19 protein-coding genes are annotated in these 26,158 nt (G+C 46.8%); all 19 read left to right on the top strand.

Going from position 1 to position 26,158, the window contains the following annotated elements:
* The first annotated feature begins 137 nt into the window (after window positions 1-137).
* The 19 genes from DWY79_RS12545 to DWY79_RS12455 all read left to right on the top strand — a co-directional run bounded on the left by DWY79_RS12545 (window position 138) and on the right by DWY79_RS12455 (window position 25,804).
* Window positions 138-821, top strand: coding sequence for an outer membrane beta-barrel protein (locus DWY79_RS12545; protein ID WP_034531327.1), 684 nt, complete (start codon window positions 138-140; stop codon window positions 819-821).
* 154 nt (window positions 822-975) lie between these two features.
* Complete coding sequence (locus DWY79_RS12540) at window positions 976-1,464, top strand: Dps family protein (protein ID WP_008772444.1); 489 nt, start codon at window positions 976-978, stop codon at window positions 1,462-1,464.
* A 165-nt stretch (window positions 1,465-1,629) separates the two neighbouring features.
* Complete coding sequence (locus DWY79_RS12535) at window positions 1,630-2,427, top strand: IclR family transcriptional regulator (protein ID WP_122369424.1); 798 nt, start codon at window positions 1,630-1,632, stop codon at window positions 2,425-2,427.
* Window positions 2,428-2,444: 17 nt separating this feature from the next.
* On the top strand, window positions 2,445-4,220 hold the full coding sequence (locus DWY79_RS12530; protein WP_122369423.1) for a YncE family protein: 1,776 nt from the start codon (window positions 2,445-2,447) through the stop codon (window positions 4,218-4,220).
* 11 nt (window positions 4,221-4,231) lie between these two features.
* Complete coding sequence (locus tag DWY79_RS12525) at window positions 4,232-5,326, top strand: endoribonuclease L-PSP superfamily (protein WP_008779694.1); 1,095 nt, start codon at window positions 4,232-4,234, stop codon at window positions 5,324-5,326.
* A 34-nt stretch (window positions 5,327-5,360) separates the two neighbouring features.
* On the top strand, window positions 5,361-6,119 hold the full coding sequence (locus DWY79_RS12520) for a hypothetical protein (RefSeq protein WP_008779695.1): 759 nt from the start codon (window positions 5,361-5,363) through the stop codon (window positions 6,117-6,119).
* A gap of 110 nt (window positions 6,120-6,229) precedes the next feature.
* Window positions 6,230-10,216, top strand: coding sequence for an SUMF1/EgtB/PvdO family nonheme iron enzyme (locus tag DWY79_RS12515; protein ID WP_227236013.1), 3,987 nt, complete (start codon window positions 6,230-6,232; stop codon window positions 10,214-10,216).
* Window positions 10,217-10,332: 116 nt separating this feature from the next.
* Window positions 10,333-12,780: a cytochrome c biogenesis protein CcsA gene (gene ccsA / locus DWY79_RS12510; RefSeq protein WP_022192621.1), complete on the top strand. Its 2,448-nt coding sequence runs from the start codon at window positions 10,333-10,335 to the stop codon at window positions 12,778-12,780.
* 18 nt (window positions 12,781-12,798) lie between these two features.
* Window positions 12,799-13,113, top strand: a complete 315-nt coding sequence (locus DWY79_RS12505; RefSeq protein ID WP_005857750.1) for a hypothetical protein — start codon at window positions 12,799-12,801, stop codon at window positions 13,111-13,113.
* 41 nt (window positions 13,114-13,154) lie between these two features.
* Window positions 13,155-14,171, top strand: a complete 1,017-nt coding sequence (locus DWY79_RS12500) for a dihydroxyacetone kinase subunit DhaK (protein WP_122369422.1) — start codon at window positions 13,155-13,157, stop codon at window positions 14,169-14,171.
* A 9-nt stretch (window positions 14,172-14,180) separates the two neighbouring features.
* The gene (locus DWY79_RS12495; protein ID WP_005863034.1) at window positions 14,181-14,795 is read left to right on the top strand and encodes a DAK2 domain-containing protein; all 615 of its coding nucleotides are present in this window, start codon (window positions 14,181-14,183) and stop codon (window positions 14,793-14,795) included.
* A 69-nt stretch (window positions 14,796-14,864) separates the two neighbouring features.
* A complete protein-coding gene (gene lsrF, locus DWY79_RS12490; RefSeq protein ID WP_005863031.1) occupies window positions 14,865-15,737 on the top strand; it encodes a 3-hydroxy-5-phosphonooxypentane-2,4-dione thiolase in 873 nt (290 codons plus the stop codon).
* Between the two features lie 147 nt (window positions 15,738-15,884).
* The gene (locus tag DWY79_RS12485; RefSeq protein WP_122369421.1) at window positions 15,885-16,769 is read left to right on the top strand and encodes a hypothetical protein; all 885 of its coding nucleotides are present in this window, start codon (window positions 15,885-15,887) and stop codon (window positions 16,767-16,769) included.
* Between the two features lie 52 nt (window positions 16,770-16,821).
* Window positions 16,822-18,141: an MFS transporter gene (locus tag DWY79_RS12480; protein ID WP_122369420.1), complete on the top strand. Its 1,320-nt coding sequence runs from the start codon at window positions 16,822-16,824 to the stop codon at window positions 18,139-18,141.
* Window positions 18,142-18,160: 19 nt separating this feature from the next.
* On the top strand, window positions 18,161-19,159 hold the full coding sequence (locus DWY79_RS12475) for a glycoside hydrolase family 130 protein (protein ID WP_005857736.1): 999 nt from the start codon (window positions 18,161-18,163) through the stop codon (window positions 19,157-19,159).
* 118 nt (window positions 19,160-19,277) lie between these two features.
* Window positions 19,278-19,619 (top strand): hypothetical protein, encoded by a 342-nt coding sequence (locus tag DWY79_RS12470; RefSeq protein WP_005863025.1) that lies wholly within the window; start codon window positions 19,278-19,280, stop codon window positions 19,617-19,619.
* Between the two features lie 149 nt (window positions 19,620-19,768).
* Entirely contained in the window at window positions 19,769-21,445 is a 1,677-nt protein-coding gene (locus DWY79_RS12465; protein WP_197735326.1) for a sodium:alanine symporter family protein, read from the top strand.
* Window positions 21,446-21,581: 136 nt separating this feature from the next.
* Window positions 21,582-23,300 carry a phosphoethanolamine transferase gene (locus DWY79_RS12460; protein ID WP_005863022.1) on the top strand — a complete coding sequence of 573 codons (1,719 nt, stop codon included), beginning with the start codon at window positions 21,582-21,584 and terminating at the stop codon, window positions 23,298-23,300.
* Window positions 23,301-23,317: 17 nt separating this feature from the next.
* Window positions 23,318-25,804, top strand: coding sequence for an ATP-binding protein (locus DWY79_RS12455; protein ID WP_122369419.1), 2,487 nt, complete (start codon window positions 23,318-23,320; stop codon window positions 25,802-25,804).
* The last annotated feature ends 354 nt before the right edge of the window (window positions 25,805-26,158 follow it).

Here is a 26,158-nt window from a genome sequence, read left to right as displayed (position 1 = left end):
ATGAACGGGCAGCATAACAAAAAAGAAGGTATCCTTTTCAGACACCTTCTTTTTCTGTTGGTGCCAATAGGGGTTTTTTATTGTTTCATGTCTTATTCATATATGTCGTTCGATTATTTTATCAAAATAAAAAGTATATGAAAAGAGTTGTATTATTTGCGATGGTGTTAATGTTGGGTGTAATATCGGTACAAGCCCAGTGGTCGGTAGTTCCGGAAGCGGGTATGACAGTGATGAAGGCGGGTCCAATGGTTGATTGGAAACCGAGTTGGAAGATTGGGGTAGGAGTGGAATATCAGTTGAAGCCGGAATTTCTCTCTCTGAAGTCAGGTTTGTATTATACGCAAAGGGGATATAGTAATGACAAATTTCCCGGATATGGATATGGGTGTTATTGGTGGGCAGTGCCGGGACCTACTTATGATCCGTATGGATATGCGTATGATTACTCAAATAAGGTGACACGAAATTTCTTGCAATTACCGATTATGGCTAATTTCTCATTCAAATTAGCTGAGGATATTCGTTTGAATGTTGGAGTAGGCCCTTATATAGCCGTAAGCGTATTGGATAAAGGAATGTTCGGGGGATGGTCTGTCGCTTCGGAAGAATCCGCTAAGTTTTATACCCATGATCCCTGTGAAGGGCTTCGTGCTTTTGATTGGGGGATAAGTGCCACTGTAGGTGTGGAAATAAAACAATGCTTTATCAATTTTGGCTATGATGTATCGTTAGGTAAAGAGTATAAGGGAGGATCGATCGAGGCGAATTACCATACTTTGGCTCTTACCGCAGGATATAAGTTTAAATTGGGTAAATAGAAACCCAAGTTCTATCGCAAGTCTTCTTGCTGATCGTTTAAATATAGATTTTATCTATATATGTATAGGAATTATCTGTTTGACAGTTGTTTATATTTGCCATATCTTTGCAATATAAGAAAAACGAAAAGTATAACAATTAAAAAATAGTAGTATGAAAACATTAGATTATCTTCATTTAGACGCGTCAGCGGTAAGTAACGTAGTAGCAAGCTTGAAACAATTATTGGCGGATTACCAAGTATTCTATACGAACCTTCGTGGTTTCCACTGGAATATTAAGGGACACGGTTTCTTCGTTCTTCATGGTAAATTCGAGGATATGTACAACAACGCTGCCGAGAAGGTTGACGAGTTGGCGGAACGTATCCTGATGTTGGGAGGCGAGCCGGAGAACAAGTTCAGCGAGTATTTGAAAGTAGCCCGTGTAAAAGAGGTATCAGGCGTATCTTGTGGTGACGAGGCGTTAAAGAATATTCTTGATACATACGGTCATCTGATCGGTGAGGAGCGTAAACTTCTTTCCTTGGCATCTGAGGCAGGCGATGAGGCTACGGTCGCTTTGATGAGCGATTATCTGAAAGAACAGGAGAAGTTGGTTTGGATGTTAGTAGCCTACTCAACTTGCGATTGCAAGAAATAAAAATAGTAGATTCATTGCGTTTAAAGAAGGCCGGAAGAGATTCCGGCTTTTTTGTTCTATGATATTTATGCTCTGCAACATACTTAACACCTTTTTACATATTTCGTATCTTGTTTAAATTCATCACTGCTATATTTGATTCAAATCTGAAACGCAATTTCAAATATGGAAAACACGCTACCAAATATGGAAAAAGTGGATGAGAACTATAAAGTGCCTAATTTAGAGAAGGGCATTGCGGTTCTTGAGTACCTTTCCTTGCGGTCGGCGGGGGAAACATTGCAAGATATTAAGTCGGCGCTCGATATATCGCAGACCACGGCTTACCGTATTTTGAATACATTGGTGCGGCTGGAATATCTTAATTTTAGTGAAGACACGAAACGCTATAAACTTTCCCGAAAATTATTGACTCTTGGTTTCAGATCCTTGAATGAACACAATCTTTTAGAGACCGTCTTGCCACATTTGCGTGATTTACGTGATCAAGTGAAAGAGACCGCTTGCTTTGGTGTCTTGGGAGATGAGAAAGGGATTTTTATCGAACAAGCGCAAGGACATCATACGTTCCGCTTCGTCCTGTCGCCGGGAAAGCCGTTTGAGTTGCATTGTTCGGCTCCGGGAAAGGCGATTATGGCTTATTTGCCGAAGACGGTGCGAGATCGTTACCTGTCCTACATGACGTTTACACGGTATAATACCCGGACGATCACTTCTCGTGAGGCCTATCTGGAGGAATTGGAGAAGGTTGGTAAGCTGGGATATGCCATGGATAATGAGGAGGAGCTGAGCGGCGTGATCTGTGTAGGCGCCCCGATCTTTAATTATACGGGATATCCTTGTGGAGCGATTTGGATCTCCGGCCCGAAAGACCGCTTATCGAAAGAGGTGGTGAAAAATACGGTGAAGGCGATCAAGGAGGTTGCCGGGGTAATCTCGAACGAACTAGGATTTAGAAAATAAGGAATACAAAATATACCATGAACACACGAAAATACTTGATAAAAAACTCATTGGTGGCTTGTCTTGTCGGCTGTTGCGTTTCTCTCGCTTCAGCCGGCAACCCACCTTTCTTTACTACGGATGCCGTATTGAACGCAAAGGGGGAGCTATTAATGACACAGAAAGGAACGAGACATCTGGATATCTTTTCAGCGGACGGTAAGAGCTTGCTTCATTCGTTTCCGTTTGATGAGATCCCGACCGGATTGCTTCCGGATGGGGATAAGGTGTATGTGACGACCTTCGAGAACACCGGCCGCCTACAAGTTCTTTCCTTGGAATCGGGTAGGGTGGAAGCGGCCATACCGACGGGATCGGGAGCCTGCCATCCGATGTTCGGGCCGGATAAGAAACATATATATGTATGTAATCAGTTCGATAATTCGGTGGTCGAGGTAGATCCGGTGATGCGTAAGGTAGTCCGGAGCGTGAAAGTGTTGCGTGAGCCTAAATCGGCGGTATTCAGCAAGGATGGCAAGTATATGTTTGTTACGAATTTCCTGCCCGCACAACGGGCGGACGTGGATGTGGTGGCCGCTTGCGTATCGGTAATCGAGATGGATGGGTTTACGAAAGTGAAAGATATCCAATTGGCGAATGGTAGCAATGCCTTACGAGGGATGTGCATCACGCCGGACGGGAAATATATATACGTGTCTCATAACTTGGGACGATTCACGGTGCCTACTTCCCAGCTTCAACAAGGTTGGATGAACACGAGTGCTTTCAGCGTGATCGATGTGGCGAAGCAGAAATTCGTTGGGGCGGTATTGGTGGACGAGCCGGATCGTGGCGCTGCCGGTATCTGGAGTATCGCTTGCGATGACAAGCATATCTTTATCACGCATAGCGGTACGCATGAGGTAAGCGTGATCGATCATCCGGCGATGTTGGCGAAGTTTGAGTCTTATAAGGATAAGAGCCGTCTGGATTACGACTTGAATTTCTTGTATGGACTTCGTGAGCGAGTTCCCTTACAAGGAAACGGTCCCCGAAATTTTATATTTTCGGGAGATAAGTTGATAATCCCTACTTATTTCGCCGATATCTTGAATACCGTCGATATAAATACATTGGAGGTAACGGCTACCGACATGAATCCGGGCCGTACGGAAACGCCGGAGAACAAGGGCGAGAAATATTTTAACGATGCGAATCATTGTTATCAAGGCTGGCAGAGTTGTAATGGTTGCCATCCGGGGGATGCCCGTACGGACGGGATGAACTGGGACTTGATGAATGATGGAGTTGGTAACTCGAAGAATTGTAAGAGCATGTTGTATTCGCATGTGACTCCCCCAAGCATGATCTCGGGTGTTCGTGAGAGTGCGGAATATGCGGTACGTGCCGGTTTTAAGTTCATCCAGTTTTTTGAGCCAGAAGAGGAAATGGCGAAATGTGTGGACGCTTATATGAAATCCTTGCGTCCGGTGCCTAGTCCGTATTTAGTAAATGGGGAATTATCGGATAAGGCGAAAGAGGGAAGAAAGGTGTTTGAGAAACTGAAATGTGGCGAGTGTCATAGCGGTCCTTATTATACGGATATGAAGATGCACCGTATCGGCGAGGATATCGAATTTGAGAAAGGGTGGGACACTCCTACTTTGATTGAGGTTTGGCGTACGGCTCCTTATCTGTTTGATGGGCGTGCGGCTACCATGGAAGAGGTGTTCGAGGTCCATAAGCATGGTATCGATAAAAAGGTCTCCAAGAAAGATGTCGAGGCATTAACGGAATATGTAAACTCCCTGTAAAATAAAAGGATATGAATTATTGTGAGAAAATACATTATACGATATTAAACACTGAGCCGGCTGAGTTCGCGGTTATGGTGGACGATCTATTGTCTCAATTACCTCAAAACGAGGTGATCATGAGACTGGCCTTTTTCGGTACTCCGGGTACGAATGAGGAATACGTGGCACGCCGGGTTTTGCTGCGGGAGAAAATCCGTCGGTATTATGGGGATTGCGAACCGGCTTTGAGCTATGTCTCCCAACCGCCGCTGAACGCTCCTTTGCTGATGGAGGTACATAGCTATGTGCCCGATGCGCAGGATCGGATTACTTTCCGTCATTATCAAGGTGTTCCTTATGTCTTGTTGGAGAATGCCTCGGGACGTTTCCTTTTTGCCGGCGGTTTTCAAGGGGATGTACTCCATTTTGGTATAGAGCCTCAGTCGGTGGAAGCTTTCCGGTTATTGGGGGATGTGCTTCGTCGGGAGGGTTTTCCGTTGAATAGCATTATCCGTCAGTGGAATTATATCGAGCGTATAACAGCTTTCGACGGTCAGGATCAGCATTATCAAGCGTTTAATAACGCCCGGTCTGATTTTTATAGTAAAACGGAATGGACGAATGGTTATCCTGCCGCTACGGGTATCGGGGCGAATCTGGGAGGTATCTTGATTGATGTGGATGCTGTCGTATTTACTACGCCGGACGCTTTCGCTACGCCGATCGATAATAAGTTGCAGGTGGCTGCCCATGCGTATTCGGAACAAGTACTGGAAGTTGCCCGACAAAAGAAGACGACCCCTAAGTTCGAGCGTGCCAAGAGTATGTCTTTTCAGGATCGTAAATTGATTTATATCTCCGGTACAGCCGCTATCCGTGGTGAGGAGAGCTTGAAGGGAGTAGGTCTGGAACGTCAGCTACGGATCACGATGGAAAATATAGCGGAACTGATCGCTGACGCTAAATTGGTTAAGTTACGAGTCTACTTGAAGAATAAATCCGACTACGAGGAGGCTGAGCGTTTGATGAATACCTACGGATTAAATATCCCGATCTCTTATATGTGGGCCGACGTTTGCCGGGATGAGTTATTGATCGAGATCGAGGGAATAGCGATACGTTGAAACAGATAGTACTAACAAATATACACAGAAACAAATGAGAAAAGGTTTGAACATGAAAATGGCGGCTATGGGATTGGCGTTGGCATCTATGGTCGCATGTACGGGAAAGACAACAACAGACGCTACTTGTTGCGCCGCTAACGGGGAGGGCAATTGTCCGGAAGGAACTTGCCGCAAAGAATGCACGAACGCATGTAATACTAACAATCAAAAAAATAAAACAATGGCTTATTCAAAGAAGTACACGAACGCCGATTTTTATAAAGACGGCAAGTTCCAACAAGATGTCGCTATGGAAGCGATGAAAGATATGTTTGCTTTTTACGATGTTCCTTTCACGGAGTTGATGGCGAAAGATATGTGGGTGACAGACTTTGGTTTGGGTGATTTCGAGAATGTAGGTATGGGGGGTATTTTCTGGATCAACGATCCGGAGTATAAGTATTTCGCTCACGCTATCTATTTGTTGCCGGGCCAGATGATTCCGGAACATGCTCACGTAAAGACTGACTTCCCGGCTAAACATGAGTCTTGGATGGTAGAGAAGGGTTGGGTATACAACTTCTCTGAGGTAGGAGACGAGACTCCGAACGCACCGGCTATCCCCGCCGGACACGGACCGATCAAGAGCAAGAATTTCGTGGTTCAGAAGGTCGGCGACGTATTACGTCTGAAGAAATTGGAGACATTCCACTTTATGATGGCAGGTCCGGAAGGCGCTATCGTAGATGAGTGGGCATGCTATCACGACAACGCTGGCTTACGTTTCACGAACCAGAAGGCCGCTTTATAAAAACCTCTAGGGTTATGCTTCGTAATTCTAAGGGTTGCCGATCGTGATCCTTAGGGTTTCAATAAACAACCTTCTAAATTTAAATTTAATACATGAATAAATACTATATAATGGTATCACTCTTGTTGTCGACCTCTCTTCTTGTTTCGGCAGGTCCGAAGCAAAAGAAGGTGGATAACTGGATTGACGCCTCAGTAAAACAAAAGTCTGAGCTTCGTGCCTCTTTGGTGAAGGCGAACATGCCGATCATGTCGGCTTGGATCAAGGCGAAGCAGAAGGCTGTCCCGATGTCCGCCGATTTGACGGGGCTGGATCAGTTGGTGCTTGTTACGGCCGCCGGACCGGATGGTACGGATTGGGATTGGGGTACATGGGCGAACGCCCGTTTAATCAAGGCGGACGGTAGTTCGGTTTGGTTGGATGAGTTAGATCCTGATTATTGGGTTTCTGGCTCGGGCAGTATCCGCAAGAATACGGATTTATACGGGAATCCTTTGTTGATCGGCGGTAAGAAATACGATCATAGTGTATTATGCCATGCCAATGGCGTGATGGTGTACAATATCAATAAGGAATATGTACGCTTCGAGGCTGAGGTGGGTTTGGCCGATCAGTCGACGGTAGGTAGTGTATTCTTCCGTATCATGAATGTTTTCCCGAAGGAGGAGGCCGCACGTTTGCTAGCCGCTTATCCGAAGGAATTGGGGGCCTTAAACGCTAATATCGATGGGTTGGAGAACTGGTTGACCGCCAGTGACGCTTCCGCCGAGCGTGATATTGTCTTGAATCTGGCTTCTCGTCTGAAAGACGCTGCGTATGTAAAGAACGCTGTTAAGCAGATCGAGACGGAAAAAGATATTGATACTCAGATCCGTGAGTATTTGAAACTTTATGAGAAAACTCAACGTATCTGTAATTTGCAGAGCGACTTGAGTTGGTTGAATATGGAGGCGATTCGTTTGGCTTTCAACGATATGAAAAAGTTGAAAGGCTTCGACGCCACTAAATATCAACCGGTTCTGGATGAGTTGGAACAGCAGGTAAAGAAAGGTTTCGATGGCATTTATAGTGGTGATGAGGCCGCTTTGGTTAATGCCGAGAAAGCGATCGCGAATAAACGTACGATCTTGCTGGCGAACCCGTTCTTGGATGGTGATAAAGTCTTGGCTGCCCGCTTTAAATTAGGTGTAAACGCTCATAAGGCAATGGCTCCGGATTTGGGTACGCAGGGTAATAACTGGAGTAACCAAGAGTCCGCCCGCCGTATGGGCTTCGACGCCGATATCGTGGAGTTGAGTAATTTACGTGGGGAGGATGTACAGGTACGGTCGATTTATAAACCGGAAAACGGTTCCTCTGTCGCTGACTTGCGGATGCATTGGGATGGTGATCGTGCTATGTTTACCCAGACGATGCCCGATAAGCGTTGGAACGTATTCGAGGTGAAATTGGATGGCTCGGGCTTTAAGCAATTAATACATAACGAGGAGCCGGATCTGGAGTTTTATGATGGAACCTACTTACCGGACGGACGTATCATCGCCAACTCGAATATCGGTTATCAAGGCGTGCCTTGTGTAAGCGGTGATGACCCTGTCGGTAATATGGTACTTTATACGCCGGACACGAAGAACTTGCGCCGTCTGACTTTCGATCAAGACGCAAACTGGAACCCGGTAGTGATGAATAACGGTCGTGTGATGTACACTCGTTGGGAGTACACGGACTTGACGCACTATTATTCCCGTATCGTGATGAACATGAATCCGGATGGTACGGAGCAGAAAGCGCTGTATGGTAGCGGATCGATGTTCCCGAACAGTACGTTCGATATTCAGCCGTTGCCGGGCCACGGTTCCGCTTTCGTGGGAATTATCTCCGGTCACCATGGTATTGCCCGTTCCGGTCGTTTGATCGTGTTCGATCCGGCGAAAGCCCGTAAAGGCGCCGCTGGTATGGTACAGGAGATCCCGTATCGTAACCGGCCGATCGTGGAGGAGATTAAGGATGAGTTGGTAAATGGCGTATGGCCGCAGTTTATCAAACCGACTCCGCTGAATGATAAATATTTCTTGGTGGCCGCTAAATTAGATCCACAGGATTTATGGGGTATCTATTTGGTGGACGTATTCGATAACGTGACTTGTTTGCGTAAGGTAGAGGGTGAGGGCTATATCAGTCCGGTTGCCGTACGTAAGACACAGACTCCTCCGGCTATTCCGGACCGTGTGAAATTGAATGACAAAGAGGCTACGGTCTTTATTCAGGATATTTACGAGGGAGAGGGTTTGAGAGGCATTCCCCGGGGTACGGTTAAGTCTCTTCGTCTGCACGCTTATGAGTATGCTTACGTGAAGACTACCTCCGATCATAACTGGCATGGAATCCAGTCCGGTTGGGACATCAAGCGTATGTTGGGTACGGTTCCGGTAGAAGAGGATGGCTCCGCTATCTTCAAGATCCCGGCGAATACGCCGATCTCTATCCAGCCGTTAGACAAAGACGGAGTAGCTATCCAGTGGATGCGTAGCTGGTTGACCGGTCAGCCGGGCGAGGTGGTATCTTGTATCGGTTGCCATGAGGACCAGAACCAGATTCCTATCCCGAAACGTGTGATGGCTTCGCAGAAAGCCCCGCATGCGTTGACTCCGCCGGAAGGGGGGACCCGTTCGTTCACGTTTGATCTGGAGATCCAACCGATCTTGGATCGTGCCTGTATCGCTTGCCATAATGGTGAGGGTAAGGCTTTCGACTTGCGTGGGGGCAAGAAGGATAAATTAGGTTATGGCACTTCTTACTTGAATCTGCATCCGTATGTACACCGTCAAGGTGGCGAGGGTGATATGGTGGTTCTTCAACCGTATGAATATCATCCGAACACGAGTGAACTGGTTCGTATGTTGAAGAAAGGGCACTTTAACGTGCAACTGACGGATAAAGAGTGGAAAACCCTTTATAACTGGATTGATTACAACGCTCCGGATAAGGGTTATTTCAATGCGAATGTGCTTTCGAAGGATATCATCCCGTATCAAGGCTTCGACCAGATCAAGCGTCGTAAAGAGTTGACGGATAAGTATGCGAATGGCGCAGGCGTGGATTGGAAGAAAGAGATCTCCGATTATGCCGCTTACTTGAAGGGTAAAGGTGAGATCAAACCGGAGATGCCGGAGAAATTGGCTCCTGTCAAGGAAAAAGAGTTGAAGGTGAAAGGTTGGCCATTCGATGCGGACCGGATCAAGGCTATGTTGGCCGACGAGAAGGAAACCCGTAAGGAGATTGAGTTGGCTCCGGGTATCAAGATGACATTTGTTCGCATTCCGGCCGGACAATTCGTGATGGGTAGCTATCGTGGGCAATCCGATACTCGTCCGACGGCGAAAGTGAAGATTGACAAAGCTTTCTGGATGGGTGAGTTGGAGGTTACGAATCAGCAATTCAACGTGATTTTCCCGGATCACGACAGCCGTTTCGTGGATCAGCAATGGAAGGATCACGTGGTTCAAGGATATCCCGCTAATAAGCCAGAGCAACCGGTAATCCGTGTAAGTTACAATGACGCGATGGATTATTGTAAGAAGCTGAGTGAGAAAACAGGCTTGAACATCACGCTTCCGACCGAGGCGCAATGGGAATGGGCTTGTCGTGCCGGCAGCGATCAAGATTTCTGGTATGGCGATATGAATGCGGACTTCGGCAAAAAGGATAACCTAGCCGACGTAACCACGCTTCTGCTTGCCGTAAGCGGTATAGACCCGCAACCGATGCCTAAGACTTCTTATTGGTACAAGTACTATACTTACTTACCGAAAGAGGAAGGCGTGGATGATGGCAATTTGGTTCAGGTGGGTGGTAAGCAATATGAAGCGAATCCGTTCGGTTTGTATTGCATGCACGGTAACGTGGCGGAATGGACTCGTTCAGATTACTTGCCTTATCCTTACAACGAGAAATCGAAAGAGGTTTCCGAGTATAAGGTGGTTCGTGGCGGTTCTTATATCGAGCGACCGAAATTCTCGACGGCTTATACCCGTAAAGGATATTATCCGTACCAACGTGTATTCAACGTAGGCTTCCGGGTAATTATTGAGGATTAATAGACAAGGTCTATTTATAGATAGATAACATGGATGCGGCAAATTAATCGCCGATTCTTTCAAAAATGATTAATCTGCGTACATTTGTCGCATCAGTGTTATTAATAAATGAGCAAATGAAAACTCTAGAAAGATTTATCTCTTCTTCTGTGACGACTATCGTCCTACTATTGATCTACGCCTTTGGCTTGGCTATCGCTACTTTTATAGAGAAGTATCATGGTACTGCCGCCGCTAAAGCGATGATTTACTATTCTCCTGTATTTTTCTTACTCCAATTCTTATTGGTAGCCAATTTCGTGGCTATCGTTATCAAGCACCAGTTACTTAAGCGGCGTAGATGGGGATTGATGGTCACCCATGCCGCCTTTATTGTCATCCTTCTGGGTGCCCTTATTTCCCACCTTTTCGGCGAGGAAGGAATCCTTCACCTGCGTGAGGGAGAGGCTAGCGATCGTATCATGATCCGTACCTCGGACCAGACTCTCTATCATACGCTTCCTTTTAGCGTAGAACTCGTGAAATTTACCTTAACCCGCTATCCCGGCTCTGCCAGTCCCTCTGCTTATGAGAGTGAGTTGCTGGTACATGTAGATGGACAGACTCGCCATGCCCGGGTATATATGAATAATGTATTAGACGTGAAAGGCTATCGCTTCTTCCAAGCCTCCTATGACCCGGATGAGCAAGGAACGGTACTTTCCGTGAACCGAGATGTGGCCGGAAGGAATATTACGTATACCGGCTACGTGATTTTAGTGATCGGCTTTATACTTTGCTTGGTAGGTAAAAACTCCCGTTTCATGAAATTAAGCCGACAGTTGAAAGATTTAAGATCGGGCGCTCGTAAAACGACCCTGTTAGTAGCGATTCTTCTTTCCGTAGGGGGCTTGCGGGCGCAAGGTGCGGCCGCTCCCGAGATGAAGGAGGCCATACAGAAATATGCGATAAGTCCGGAACATGCCGCTAAGTTCGGTGCGTTGCCGATCCAATCGGTAAGCGGACGTATGTTGCCGATCAATACATTTTCTTCCGAGGTACTGCGAAAGTTGCATAAATCGGATCAGTTCGGTTCCTTGAACTCTGATCAGTTCTTGTTGAGTGTCTTGGCTATGCCGGATATGTGGGTCCGGGTGCCGTTTATCGCCTTGTCTAATAGTGAGCTGGCTAATTATTACGACCTTACGGATAAGGATTGCGCCTATATAGAGGTATTCGATAGTAACGGACGCTATAAATTGCAAGAGAAGCTGGAAGAGGCCTACAATAAAATGCCAGCGGAGCGTACCCGCTTCGATAAAGACTTGATCAAGCTGGATGAGCAGGTAAATATCTTCCATCAATTGATCAATTACCAGATGTTAAACCTTTTCCCGAAAGAGGACGACCCGGATCACAAATGGTATGCGCCGGGCGATGATTTATCGGCGTTTTCCGGAAAGGACTCCATGTTCGTTACCCACATTATGGGCTGGTATTTATCGGAGGTACAGGAAGGATTGAAGAGTGGTGATTGGGAGAAAGCGGACGAGGTAATCGGAATGATCCATACGTATCAGCAAGCCAAGAATAAGACGGTAGACATTCGCCCTGAGAAAATACAGGCCGAGATTAAATATAATCAAATGGATGTATTCCGGCAATGTAAGAAAGGGTACTTGATTTTGGGAGGCTTGTTGCTGGTCTTCGCTTTCGTGGCCTTATTCAAGAAGGAAAAATGGGTTACCTATATGACTTGGTTATTGAGTCTGGGCATTTTGGCCGTATTCGTTTTCCATATGTATGGGATGGGAATGCGGTGGTATATCGCAGGTTACGCCCCTTGGAGCAATTCGTACGAGACGATGATTTATGTGGCTTGGGCTACGGTGTTCGCCGGGTTGTTGTTCGTACGCAAGAGTACGCTTACGTTTGCGTTGGCTACTTTATTCGGGGGGATCATCTTGTTCGTGTCCGGCTTGAGTTGGATGGACCCGCAGATCAATCCGCTGGTTCCGGTCTTGAAATCCCCATGGTTGATGTTCCATGTGGCGGTTATCGTGGGAGCTTACGGTTTCTTCGGTATTAGCTGTCTGATCGGCTTGACGAATCTGGTGATGATGAGCGTAAGCGGGGAGAAGAACAGCGTGATGCTCAAAGAACGGGTACGAGAATTGAGTATCGTGAACGAGATGTCACTTTGGATCGGATTGGCCCTGATGACGATCGGTACTTTCTTGGGAGCGGTCTGGGCGAATGAGTCGTGGGGACGTTATTGGGGCTGGGACCCGAAGGAGACGTGGGCGTTGATTACGATGGTGATATATGCGATCGTGACGCATCTCCGCTTGATACCGAAATGCAATAACCTGTGGTTGTTTAATTTTACGTCTATCTTGGCCTTCTATTCGGTGTTGATGACCTTCTTCGGCGTGAATTATTTCTTGAGTGGCATGCACTCTTATGGCCAGAATGACAACGTGAACGGGATATTTATTTATCTTTATCTGTCGATCATCCTAGTATTGGGGGCTGGCTTTATATCCTATCGGAAGAGAACGAATTTTAATAATATAATTGTCTAACTATAAATTGAATAGATCATGAGAACATTTAATCACGTAGGAATTGTCACTACGGAAAGTAAAGAAGGGGCGGTTTATAACGAAGGCCTGAGTGTATGGTTGACGGATTACAGCAAGAGTCCGAACCGGATCGAGTTCTTGAAATTCGAGAAAGGCAGCTGCTTACCGGAGTTGGTACAGACCAATGGCCATATCGCTTATACGGTTCCTTGTTTGGAAAAAGAGTTGGAAGGTAAGAAGGTAATCTTCGGCCCGGCTGTTTGCGACGAGCACTTGACGATCGCTTTCATCGAGGAAGAAGGTATCGCTATCGAGATCATGGAACTAAAATAATTCGTAAATCAAAATTCATAAATCTAAAGGAGGATAATACCATGTCAGACATCAAGACAAAATTCATAAATGATCCTGAGAATATTACGGCTGAGTTATTGGAAGGTTATGCGTTAGCGTATCCGAATCAAGTAAAGTTGGCGGCTGAGAATATCGTCGTACGTGCTAACCCGAAAGGCAATGATAAGGTAGCGATCGTTACCTTAGGCGGTTCCGGTCATGAGCCTGCCTTGAGCGGTTTCGTAGGAGAGGGCATGTTGGATTGCTCCGTCGTGGGTGACGTATTCGCCGCTCCGGGTGCCCAACGTTTGTTTCAGGCACTGCAATTGATGGATCGTGAGGCCGGGATCTTGCTGGTCGTATTGAACCATTCCGGCGACGTGATGAGCGCTAATATGGCTTGCCAGTTGGCTGCTCGTAAGGGTATCAAGGTGAAGAAATTACTTACGCATGATGATATCAGCGCAGGTATCGGGGCGAATGTAGATGATCGCCGTGGCTTGGCCGGTTGTGTTCCTTTGTATAAGATATTAGGTGCCGCCGCCGAGGAAGGGAAGTCTTTAGACGAGTTGATTGAGATAGGTGAACGCTATAATAAGAACGTGGCTACCTTGGCTGTCGCTATGCGTTCTTGTACGCATCCCCAGAACGGAGGTACGATCACGAATCTTCCCGATGGAATCATGGAGATCGGTATGGGCCAGCATGGCGAAGGCGGTGGTGGACAGAAACCGTTGGTATCCGCCGATGATACGGCAGCGGAGATGGTAGACCTACTTTGCCAGCAGTTACAGCCAAAAGCCGGTGATAAGATGTTGTTGATCATTAACGGCGTAGGCGCTACTACCCATATGGAATTGAATATCATCTTCCGCAAGGCTTATAAGGAATTAGAGGCTCGTGGCTTGCAGGTGGTGGTAAGCCGTATCCAAGAGATCTTGACCGTACAGGAGCAAGCCGGATTCCAGATGATCATGGCGATCTTGGATGAGGATCATATCGATTATTTGAATAACAAACGTGCGGACGCACCTTATTGGACAATCCTAGGTAAATAAATAATATACATGAAACAACTTACTATCGAGGCCTTCAAGGCCATGTTAGACAATGCGCTGAAACAGATCAAGGCACGTGAGGAGGAATTTTCTAAATTGGATGCCGTAATCGGGGATGGAGATCATGGTACCGCTATCGTTGCCGCTATGACTGCCGTGAATAAAAGCGCTCAGTCTGGAACGGAGTTCAAGCAAATGCTTGGTGATATGGGTATGGACGTGATGATGGAAGTGAGCGGATCGACAAGTACCTTGCTCGGCGCTTTCTTCTTGGGCATGAGCGATCATGCAGAGGGAACCGAGTTGGATGCCGCAGGCGTGAAAGCTATGTTCGCCGGTGGCTTGGCGAATGTGCAACAACAAACCCAAGCGAAACGAGGCGACAAGACGATGATGGATGCCTTGATCCCGGCGGTGGAGGCTATGCAGGCTTGTACGTCGGATGATATCAAGGAAGTCTTGAATGCTGGCGCTAAAGCGGCGCTTGAGGGAGCGGAGGCTACGGTACCGATGAAAGCTAACTTTGGCCGTGCCCGTAACTATGGCGAGCGTTCGATTGGTTTCGCTGATAGCGGGGCTACTTCTTGGAGCTGTATGTTCGCTTCTTTTGCTGAGGCGCTATAAAATAATACACAGCGTGAGACGGGGCGTGCCCCGTCTCTATAAAATATAATAATATAACGAATAATAAATATGGCAGATTTAGATGATTTAAGAGAAGGTGCGGACTTCGGTTTAGGCATCAATTGTGAGAACCAGAGTTTCCATGTGAAGGGAGCCGAGAACTTACCTTGGGGTATGAAAGACCGTTTATCCCGTATCTTCAACCCGAAGACAGGCAAGGCGGTTATGCTTGCTTTTGACCATGGTTTCATCATGGGGCCGACTTCCGGTCTGGAGCGTATCGACTTGAATATCGTTCCTTTGATTGAATATGCGGATTGCTTGATGTGTACCCGTGGTATCCTGCAATCTACGATCCCTGCGAATACGACGAAACCGATTTGTCTTCGTTCGGACGCTGGAACGTCTATCCTTACGGATTTGAATGATAATGTATTGATCGATATAGAGGACGCTATCCGTATGAACGTCTCCGCCATGGCGGTTATGTTGGCTATCGGCGACGAGGCGCATGAGGCTAAGACTGTGGCTAACTTATATAAGGCGGTCGATAAGGCTAGCCGTTACAATATCCCGGTAATGGGTGTTACCGCCGTTGGTAAGCAAATGGCTCGAGACGCTCGTTATTTCGGTCTGGCTTCCCGTATCTGTGCGGAGAATGGCGCTAATATCGTGAAGACCTACTATTGTGAGGGCTTCGAGAAGGTAGCCGCCGCTTGCCCGGTTCCCGTGGTAATCGCCGGTGGTAAGAAATTACCGGAGAAGGAGGCGTTGGAATTATGTTATAATGCGATTAACGACGGTGCGGCCGGCGTGGATATGGGACGTAATGTATTCCAGAGTACTTCTCCTGTCGCCATGATCCAGGCGGTTCATGCGGTCGTGCATCAAGGTATCACGCCTGATCAGGGATATGAGTTGTTCCGTGACTTAGCGAAATAAAGAAGAATGAACCAATGTGTCGTTTCGCTAAATGTGTCAATATGCCAATGCGAATACAACACACATGATCTTTTTTTGCAGGGTGGATCCCATGTGTCCATCCTGCTATAATTGGCATATTATCTAATTAGTACATTATTATATACCATGAAAATCTATACTTTTATATTATCCGCATGCCTGCTACTCGTATGTTCCGCATGTCATGAGGCATCGCATCATCTTTTATTAGGCGGTTCCGGCTGGGACAAGATCGCCATCGTAAACAAGAACACGAAAGAAATTGAATGGGAGCATCCCTTGGAAAAAGGATGGGAATGTAATTCTGTAGCTGTTACTCCCGATCGGAATATCCTTTTTTCCTATTCGAAAGGGGCGAAGCTAATCACCCGGGATCATGAGGAGGTCTGGAATATCTCCGCTCCGGAAGGGTGTGAGATGCAGACAGCCCGTGTACTTTCCAACGGTAATTATTTATTGGCGTGGTGTGGAAACCCGGCTACGATCATGGAAGTGAACGCAAAAGGAGAGATCCTGTCGAAAACAGATTTCGATACCCGAATTGAGCAACCCCATGCACAATTCCGTCAAGTAAACAAGAATAAGCGGGGCAATTATCTAGTGCCCTTGTTCGCTACCTCCGAGATCCGGGAAATATCCCCGTCCGGTCAATTGCTGAAAAGCGTGAAAGTAGACGGTAACCCGTTTAGCGTGGCTGCGTTGGATAACTGTAATTATCTGGTCGCTTGCGGTGATGCCCATTGCTTCATAGAGCTGAATTTCGAGACCGGAGATATCGTTCGCAAGGTGAATGCGAACGATATCGAGGGAGCCCAGCTTTTCTTTGTTGCCCAGTTGCTCCCTAAACGGGACGGTGGTTTGTATATCTGTAACTGGCAAGGCCATGACGGAGAGGCTGCGAAAGGACATTACCCGCAGTTGATCGAGATAAACGGAGCCGGAAAGATGGTCTGGGATTTGAATGATAACGCTACCTTCGGGATGATCTCCTCTATTTGTCCGATCGATTAAAGATATATCCGGATTATTAATTATATTTGTACACCTAAATTCTAAATAAAGCATGGAAGAGAAAAACACGAATGCTACTAAACGTCGAAACCCTGTAACTTGGGTCCCTAGTGTCTATTTTGCTATGGGATTGCCTTTTGTAGTGCTGAACATGGTTACCGTACTCATGTTTAAGGGATTGGATATATCGGATGCCCAGATTGCGTTATGGACCTCGGTTATCATGTTACCTTGGACCTTAAAGCCTTTATGGAGCCCGTTTTTGGAAATGTATCGTACTAAGAAATTCTTTGTCGTATTGACCCAGTTGTTATCCGGTTGCTTATTCGGTTTAGTGGCCTTGGCGTTAAACTTGCCGAGTTTCTTTGCTCTATCTATCGCATTATTAGGTATTATAGCGCTTAGCGGGGCTACGCATGACGTGGCAACGGATGGCGTTTATATGAAAGAGCTCTCGCCGGAGGATCAAGCCAAATATATCGGTTGGCAAGGTGCGTTTTACAATTTGGCGAAGATCGTAGCCACGGGTGGTCTGGTTTATCTGGCGGGTTATATGATGCAATATTTTACCGGGATAGGATTGGAGAAAGAGGCCGTGATATACGCTTGGATGATCGTTATGCTGCTTTGCGGTACGATCATGATCCTGCTTGGTTTTTATCATATGAAGATGTTGCCTTCGGGTGGGAAAGCCGCTACCGGAGAACATTCGTTGAAGGAAAGTATGGCTGAGCTATGGCTGGTCTTCAAGGAGTTCTTCACGAAGAAGTATATCGTGTGGTATATCTGTTTCATCATATTGTATCGTTTTGCCGAGGGTTTCGTGATAAAGATCGTACCTTTGTTCTTGAAAGCTCCGGTAGCCGATCAAGGATTAGGACTAACGGAGCAAGAGATCGGTTTGTATTATGGTACGTTTGGAGCGGCGGCGTTCGTGCTGGGTTCTTTGCTCGGTGGATATTATATCTCGGCCAAGGGGTTGCGAAAGGTATTGTTTACGCTTTGTTGTTGCTTCAATATACCGTTTTTGGTATACACGTTCTTGGCGTGTTTCCAGCCTGATAATGGTCTCATTATCGCTTCCGCCATCGTATTCGAGTATTTTGGCTATGGATTCGGTTTCGTGGGCTTGATGCTGTTTATGATGCAACAGGTAGCTCCGGGCAAGCATCAGATGGCGCATTATGCGTTCGCCTCAGGTATCATGAACCTTGGCGTAATGCTTCCGGGAATGATGAGCGGTTTCGTGAGCGACTGGCTAGGTTATAAGTATTTCTTTATCGTGACCTTGCTGGCGATGATCCCTTCATTCTTGGTAGCCTATTTCGTACCGTTCACGTATGACGATAAAGGTAATAAGTTAGTACAGTAATATTTTAATAGGATTAGTTATGGATAATTTGAAAATCGTAGGCGCTCCGCTGCCTGATATGCCTTGGGAAGATCGTCCCGAGGGTAGCAAAGAAGTATTGTGGAGATATTCGAAGAACCCGGTGATTCCTCGTGATATCCTTCCGACATCGAACAGCGTGTTCAACAGTGCTGTTGTCCCTTTCAAAGGTGGTTATGCCGGTGTGTTCCGTTGCGACGATACGAATCGCCGGATGCGTTTGCACGTAGGTTTTAGCGCAGATGCCATTCATTGGAGTATCTCCGAGACAAAACTCGAGTTTGAGTGCGACGACAAGGAGATCGGCGAGTTTGTTTACGCCTACGACCCCCGTGTATGTTTTATCGAGGATCGTTACTATGTGACTTGGTGTAACGGTTATCATGGCCCGACGATCGGCGTGGCTTACACGTTCGATTTCGAGACCTTCCATCAGCTGGAGAACGCTTATCTGCCTTTCAACCGTAATGGCGTGATGTTCCCTCGTAAGATTAACGGAAACTTCGCCATGTTGAGCCGTCCGAGCGACAACGGTCATACTCCGTTCGGCGATATATTCTATAGCGAGTCTCCGGATATGTGTTTCTGGGGTAAACATCGCCACGTGATGTCTCCGGCTGCGTTCGAGGATAGCGCTTGGCAGTGTACGAAGATCGGTGCGGGCCCTATCCCTATCGAGACTTCCGAGGGCTGGTTATTGATTTACCACGGCGTGCTTCGTTCTTGTAACGGGTATGTGTATAGCTTCGGTTCCGCTATCTTGGATTTGGAGCAACCTTGGAAAGTGAAATTCCGCTCCGGACCTTATTTGTTATCCCCGCAAAAGGATTACGAGTGCATGGGAGACGTTCCGAACGTAGTCTTTCCCTGTGCCGCCTTGCATGATCCGGAGACGAAACGTATCGCTATCTATTACGGCTGCGCGGATACGGTAACAGGATTGGCTTTTGGCTATATTGATGAGATTTTGGACTTTACGAAGAAGAATTCTATCATTTAACAGACTCGAGAAGAACAATATACTTTTGTTGTCGAAACAATATACTTTTACACACGAAAGTATATTGTTTTAGAACAAAAAGTATATTGTTTTTTTATTAGGTAAAAGAGTAAGAGTTATGACAAAGATACAACAGTTTTTGGCAGATCTGCCCGAGGAGAAGAAATCCTTGTTTGTCCCTGTTTTCGGGAGCATGGAGAAATTTTATACGGTAGTTTACTTGATCGCCCGGAATGAGCACGTCACTGATCAGGAGAAGCCAGATCGTTATGAGGATCGTTTACAGGTGATTCGCCAGATACGTAACCGGGTGGAGAAACTTGTTTCCTCGTATGGCTTGGACGGAGGGGAGATCGTAGCCGATATCGCCAGCGACTATTTTGAGGATTATGTCAATTACAAAGAGCCGGAGCTAGACATTACGAATGATGAGTTTATCGCTATCCTCCAGAAAATATAGGAGATAAATATAATTTTATTGTGTGATAGTATCTTTTTGATTGTGAAAAAGCAATCTTGTAAGTCTAAAATGAAAAACAAAAGCTTGTAAGGTTGCTTTTTGTTTTATTATTCTTAACTTGCGGCATCATTATTTAAAAATGTAGGCAGATGATGCAAGAGTTGAATAACTTACTATCCCTTATTGACGCTCATTTTGGAGGATCACAATGGTTTGTTTTTCTATTACTGGGAACCGGATTGTTCTTTACGGTCTATCTTCGGTTTCCGCAATTGCGCTTTTTCGGGCATGCGATCAAGGTCGTGCGGGGGAAGTACGACAATAAGCAAGACATAGGAGATACCTCCCATTTCCAAGCGTTGGCAACTGCTCTTTCGGGCACGGTGGGGACCGGTAATATAGCCGGTGTCGCTCTGGCCATACATCTAGGTGGTCCTTCTGCCTTGTTTTGGATGTTGATGACGGCGTTCTTGGGTATGACTACCAAGATGGTAGAGGTCACCCTTTCCCATAAGTATCGTGAGCAGACGGAAGATGGTACGATTTCCGGCGGTCCGATGTATTATATGAAGCATCGTTTGCATATGCGTTGGTTGGCAGGACTTTTTGCGGTCGCTACTATTTTCTCCTCTTTCGGTACGGGTAGTCTGCCACAGGTAAATAGCATCTCGAACGCCATGTTTTCGGCGTTCGGTATTCAGCAATATATTACCGGGGCGGTTTTATCGGTCTTGCTGGGATTGATCGTGATCGGGGGAATCAAGCGTATAGCGCAGGTTACCGAGAAGTTGGTGCCTTTTATGGCGGTCGTCTATCTGCTCGGTGCCTTCAGCATATTGGCCTATAATTACCAGCATATCCTACCTTCGTTTATCTCTGTTTTCTCGAATATCTTTTCCGGTACGGCGGCTACGGGTGGTTTCTTAGGAGCGACGGTTGTCTGGGCTTTTAACCGAGGTGTGAACCGTGGATTATTCTCGAATGAGGCGGGGCAAGGTTCCGCTCCGATCGCTCATGCGGCAGCCAAGACGGAAGAGCCGGTATCCGAGGGTATGGTCGCTTTATTGGAGCCGTTCATCGATACGATCGTGATTTGTTCGATAACCGGCTTGGTTCTATTGTCATCCGGTACTTGGCTGAAAAAGTTTGAGAATAAGTTTCAGCAGGCGGATACGGTAGTCTTGTCCGGTGCTTATCATGAATCGGACCCGGACGGTAAATCCGCAGTGTCGGAGCATGTACTAGGGAATAAGCCCCTGCCTTTTTATACAGGCTCCTTGGAGGTCCGGAACGGACAGATCCTAAATACGGATATAACGTTACTACACGCACGTTCCTTTGCGGATAGCGTGCGGGTCAAGGAAGGGAAGGAGGTGTTGTTTAGTGGTACGCTCTCTGTACGTGACGGACGTATCGAATTACCTATGAATAAAGAGCGTGCGGTGTATTTAACCGGTAAGTCGCTGCTTCATTCCGCCCCCTTGTCTACGGAGGCGTTTAAGAAAGGTTTTTTAGGGGATTGGGGGCAGTTTATTATTCCGTTTTCCCTGTTGTTGTTTGCGTTTTCTACAACGATAGCATGGTCTTACTACGGTGATCGGGCGGTGACCTACCTTTGGGGAACGAAATATGTCCGTATTTACCACGTAATCTATATTGTCGGATTTTTCTTGGCCTCGTTCACGGATACTACTATTGTTTGGACATTATCCGGTATCACCGTGGCTTTGATGACGCTCCCGAACTTGATTGGTATCTTGCTGTTACATAAGGAAGTGAAAAGCTCTGTCAATGAGTATTGGCGACGGATGAAAGAGAAGTTATGAATGTCAATAACATTTTTTGTGTATAATACGCTTTGTATGTGTTTAATAACGCCTATCTTTGCCAATTGCCGGAATTTCAGGTTCTGGGTATTAGTTGAGAAGAGTAATGATTGAGAGTTGGCAAAGTTTTGATTGAATGAAGTATTTTACAAGGTTAATACGCTGGATATCTTCACAGGAGCATTTATATTTCTTATTTGCCCTGTTATTTATCATCCCAAACTGTGTGTTCTTTTTTACGGAACCGCTTCCCGTTACGGTCGGTATCGCCTCGTTGCTGATACCTTTGGCCTTTTGGATGTGTGTTTTATTAGTGGCCCGTAAACCGGGGATCGTGGTTTGGTGCCTGTTGCCGAAGGTTATATTAGATGGGGGGCAGTTGGTGCTTCTGTATCTTTTCGGACAGTCCGTGATAGCGGTTGATATGTATTTGAACCTTACCAGCTCGAACGCTTCCGAGGCTAGTGAGTTATTGGGGAATATCATTCTGGTGATCGGTTGCGTATTCTTTTTCTATACATTACCTACGCTGGTGCTCGCTTGTCGTTCGATACGGCAGAAAGAGAAACTGCGAAATCCTTTCCGGAAGAAATGGGCCAAGATCAGCCTAGGTATGTTTGTCGTGGGTTTGCTCCTTTGCTTCCTGTCTCCTTCGCAAGATCACCGGTTCTCATGGAAGGACGATGTATATCCGGCTAACGCCCTATACAATTTATATTTCGCCATAAATAAGGCGGAGAGGAACAGCAAGTATCATATTACTTCCGCCGACTTTAAGTTCGACGCCACTAAGCCGGAGCAAGCGGAGGGAAAACGGGAGATCTACGTCTTGGTAGTGGGAGAGACCTCCCGTGCTATGGAATGGAGCCTTTACGGATACGAGCGCAAGACGACTCCCCGTATGGAGGCTTTAGACGGATTGGTGCATTTCACGGATGTGGTGACGCAATCGAATAATACGCATAAAAGTGTCCCCATTATCCTGTCCGCTGCCAGCGCCGAGAATTATGGAGTCCTTTACGACGAGAAAAGTATCGTGACCGCTTTCAAAGAGGCTGGTTTCCGTACGCTCGTGATCGCCAACCAGAAACTAACGACCTCGATGATCGGCGCTTTTTACCGGGAGGCAGATACCTTTATCGATATGAGTGCATTTAATACGGGTTCTACGCTAACCTCCTTGCACGATGCGGCGATCCTGCCTTATCTAAAGAAGGAACTGGATAAAGAGGACGGTAATCTTTTCGTAGTACTGCATACTTATGGCTCGCATTTTAATTACCATGAACGTTATCCGAAGGAGTTCCGTTTCTATAGGCCGGATAAGGCGGAGGGAATTCGTGCCTCGTATAAAAAGGAGTTACGGAACGCTTATGATAATTCCATCCACTATACAGATTACGTGCTGGGGGAAATCGTGGATATGTTGGCGAAGACAAATGCTCCGGCATCCATGCTTTACTTAAGCGATCATGGAGAGGATATCTTCGATGATTCCAGAGCCCGTTATCTGCATGCTTCTCCGATACCGACCTATTACCAGTTGCATATCCCGTATGTGATCTGGTTCTCGAAGGCTTACCGGGAGTCATATCCCCAGAAATATCTGGAAGCGCAGGCACACGAGACTTATCCGGTTAGCACGAACAGCGTATTCCATACGATGCTTGATATAGCTGGCGTGCGGACTCCGGTGGCCGATTCCACGTTTGCCTTAACGAATCGTGCCTTCAAGGTACGTGACCGTATGTATCTGGGAGACCATGACGACCCGATCCCATTTTGGAAAGTCGGCTTAAAAAAGCAGGATTTTGAGATGATGGATAAATGGGATATCGCTTATGATAGGAATTAGACTGATCTCAACCGTATATGAAAGAGCAAAGCGGACATATTACTAGCAAGGTGATATTAGGCTATATTTTGCTGATTACCATTGCGGTCTGCTCGGTCGCTTACATTTATAATATAGTAGAGAAAGTGGCCGAGGAGGACGAGCCGGATCATCAGGCACGCCGGAAGGTGTACTTGGTCACCAATACGCTCTCCTTGCTCTATGAAAGCGAGGCGTTGGGGCAGTTGGTAGGCATGCCCCAGAACGAGTTCCGCCACTTCAATCGTACGTTGAATAAGGCCCATAATAACATGGATTCGTTGAGGACCTTGGTGACGGACTCCATGCAACTCCTGAAAATAGATACGATCGACATACTGCTGGAGCGTAAGCGATGGAATACCCGTCGTTTGCTTGAGACTTGGCAGGAAGCGAACACGGAGCGTCTTTATACGGAGAATATCGAGAAAATAATTGCCGTCCGGGATACGATCGTAAACGAGGTGCAGGTACAAGAGCGGGTAGAGGTCAAGCAAGATACGGTGGTAGTTCCCCGTAAGAAGCGGGGATTCTTCAAGCGTCTGGCCGACGTGTTCTCTCCCGGCAAGGAAGATACCAGCATCGTGGTGAACACGACCCGGGAGATCGTTACTGATACGTTGGTGAACGCTTATAATCCGACCGATACGATTGTCAGCGTGCTGAAAAGCATCCAAGACAGTGTGGCTTGGCAACGGCAACAACTGATGGATCAGTTGTTGGAAAGGGCCTCTAACTTACGGTATAACAATAGCGTGATTACCCGGGAGATCAACCAGATGCTCCGTAATATCGAGGAGGAGGAGATGGAGGCGTCGCTGGAAAGGGTCTATAAGAAGCAGGTACTATTAAGGGAGACCTCCCATTTGATCGCCGGAATCGCGATCGTCTCCGTGGTAATCGCCTTTCTGTTCCTCTTCTTTATCTCACGGGATATCTCACGAAGTAAATATTACCGTATGCAACTGGAAAAGGCGAAACAGGTCGCCGAGAGCTTATTGCGAAGCCGTGAGAAGCTGATGTTGACGATCAGCCACGATATACGGGCTCCGCTCTCTTCCATCATCGGATATATCGAGCTTTTGCTACGCCGCCATCCGGACGAGCGTCAGCAATATTATCTGGAGAACATGAAAGGTTCCTCGGATCATATCCTTTCCTTGGTGAACGACCTGTTGGATTTCCAGCGGTTGGAGTCCGGCGAGATGGAGGTGCATAGCGTTCCCTTCCGTGTCCCAGTCTTGTTCGATGAGATCTATACCAGCTTCCAGCCGATAGCGGAGGCGAAAGGCTTACGGTTTGTCTTGAACCTGAAACCTGAGGAGACTGGGCAAGTTTATATGGGCGACCCGATCCGTATCCGGCAGGTCGTAGGAAACCTCTTATCTAACGCTATCAAGTTCACGGAAGCGGGGCGAGTCGTTTTACTTGTCTCCCTCCAAAAACTTTCAATTATTAATTTTCAATTATCAATTACCGTAAGCGATTCCGGTCCGGGCATCCCGAAAGAGGAACAAGAGCGGATATTCGGGGAGTTTACCCGCCTTGCCGATACGGAAGAGGCGGAAGGTTTCGGTCTGGGCCTCTCCATCACCCGTAAGCTTCTGTCCTTGATGAACGGTACGCTTGCTTTGGATAGTGCCCCGGGGAAAGGCAGTGATTTCACGATCTTGCTACCTCTTCCCTTGGCGGATAACCAATCCTTGCCCGACGTAACGGCGGAGGCTCCGGATGCTGGTGAGGCCGAGGCTTTACCCTTGTTTGAGGGGCAAGATGTCTATTGTCTTCTGGTTGATGATGATCCTCTACAACTGGCCTTGACGGAGGAACTCTTGAAGCAGAGTCACGTGCAGGTGGTAGGTTGTACGAATCCGCATAACGTCCTCGAGCTATTGCGGAACACCGTATTCAACGCCATTATCACCGATATACAGATGCCGACGCTGGATGGCTATCATTTACTGGAGCGGATACGTACGTCCGGTATCCCCGGAACGGATGAGATCCCGGTGATCGCCCTATCTGCCAGTATCGCCAAGGAGCACGAGCATTATCTGGAGGCTGGTTTCACGGGTTTCTTGAACAAGCCGTTTACCGCCGCCCAATTAATCTCCTTGCTGAATGAGTTGCTGACACTTCATCTGGAGGCAAAGAGCGAGTTGAATTTCTCTTCGTTGACCGCTTTTGCCGGAGAGGATCCGGAGGCCTCAGCCTCTATACTGAAAACCTTCTCGGAGGAAACCCGCAAGAGCATCGACTTACTTCGGGATGCGTTAGAGGGAAAAGACCGGGAGGAAGCCTCCCGGATATCTCATAAGTTGATTCCCCTGTTCACGATGCTGGGGGCCAATTCATTGGTACAACACCTGCGGATCTTGGAGAAGAATGATGAGGAACTGACCGATTCCGGCTGGTACCACCTGCTGGGCGAGGTAATCGAGCAAGCGCTTGCTATCGTGAAGGATGCGGAGTCCGCCATCGGGTAATCTTGTGGAATCCGGTGTGGAATAAATACCCATCCGTGGAATGCCTTTCCCCATGCTTTTGAAATAAAATTCCACTTTATAGAAACAAAATTTATCTATTACTTGTTAAAGGATAAGTAGTTAGATATTCATTATCGTGTGTTTCGCTGGCTTTGGCACGATATTCGCTATCTATTTAATGAAATCGCAAGTGGGCGTTTCTACATTTAAACCGTTAAAAACAAAAGTCATGAATTTATTCATGGCGAAAGATTAAGTCCTGAGTATTCAATTTAAGTCTGCAAAAGAAAAAGGCATCCTTTCGAGGATGCTTTTTCTATTTAGTTTCGTTACTTTTGCCACGAAATAATAAAA

This window comes from Parabacteroides sp. AF27-14, assembly GCF_003635425.1.
GTDB classification, from domain to species: Bacteria; Bacteroidota; Bacteroidia; order Bacteroidales; family Tannerellaceae; genus Parabacteroides; species Parabacteroides distasonis.
Note: the sequence above shows the minus strand (reverse complement) of the source record. Positions and strands in the feature narration are given on the sequence as shown.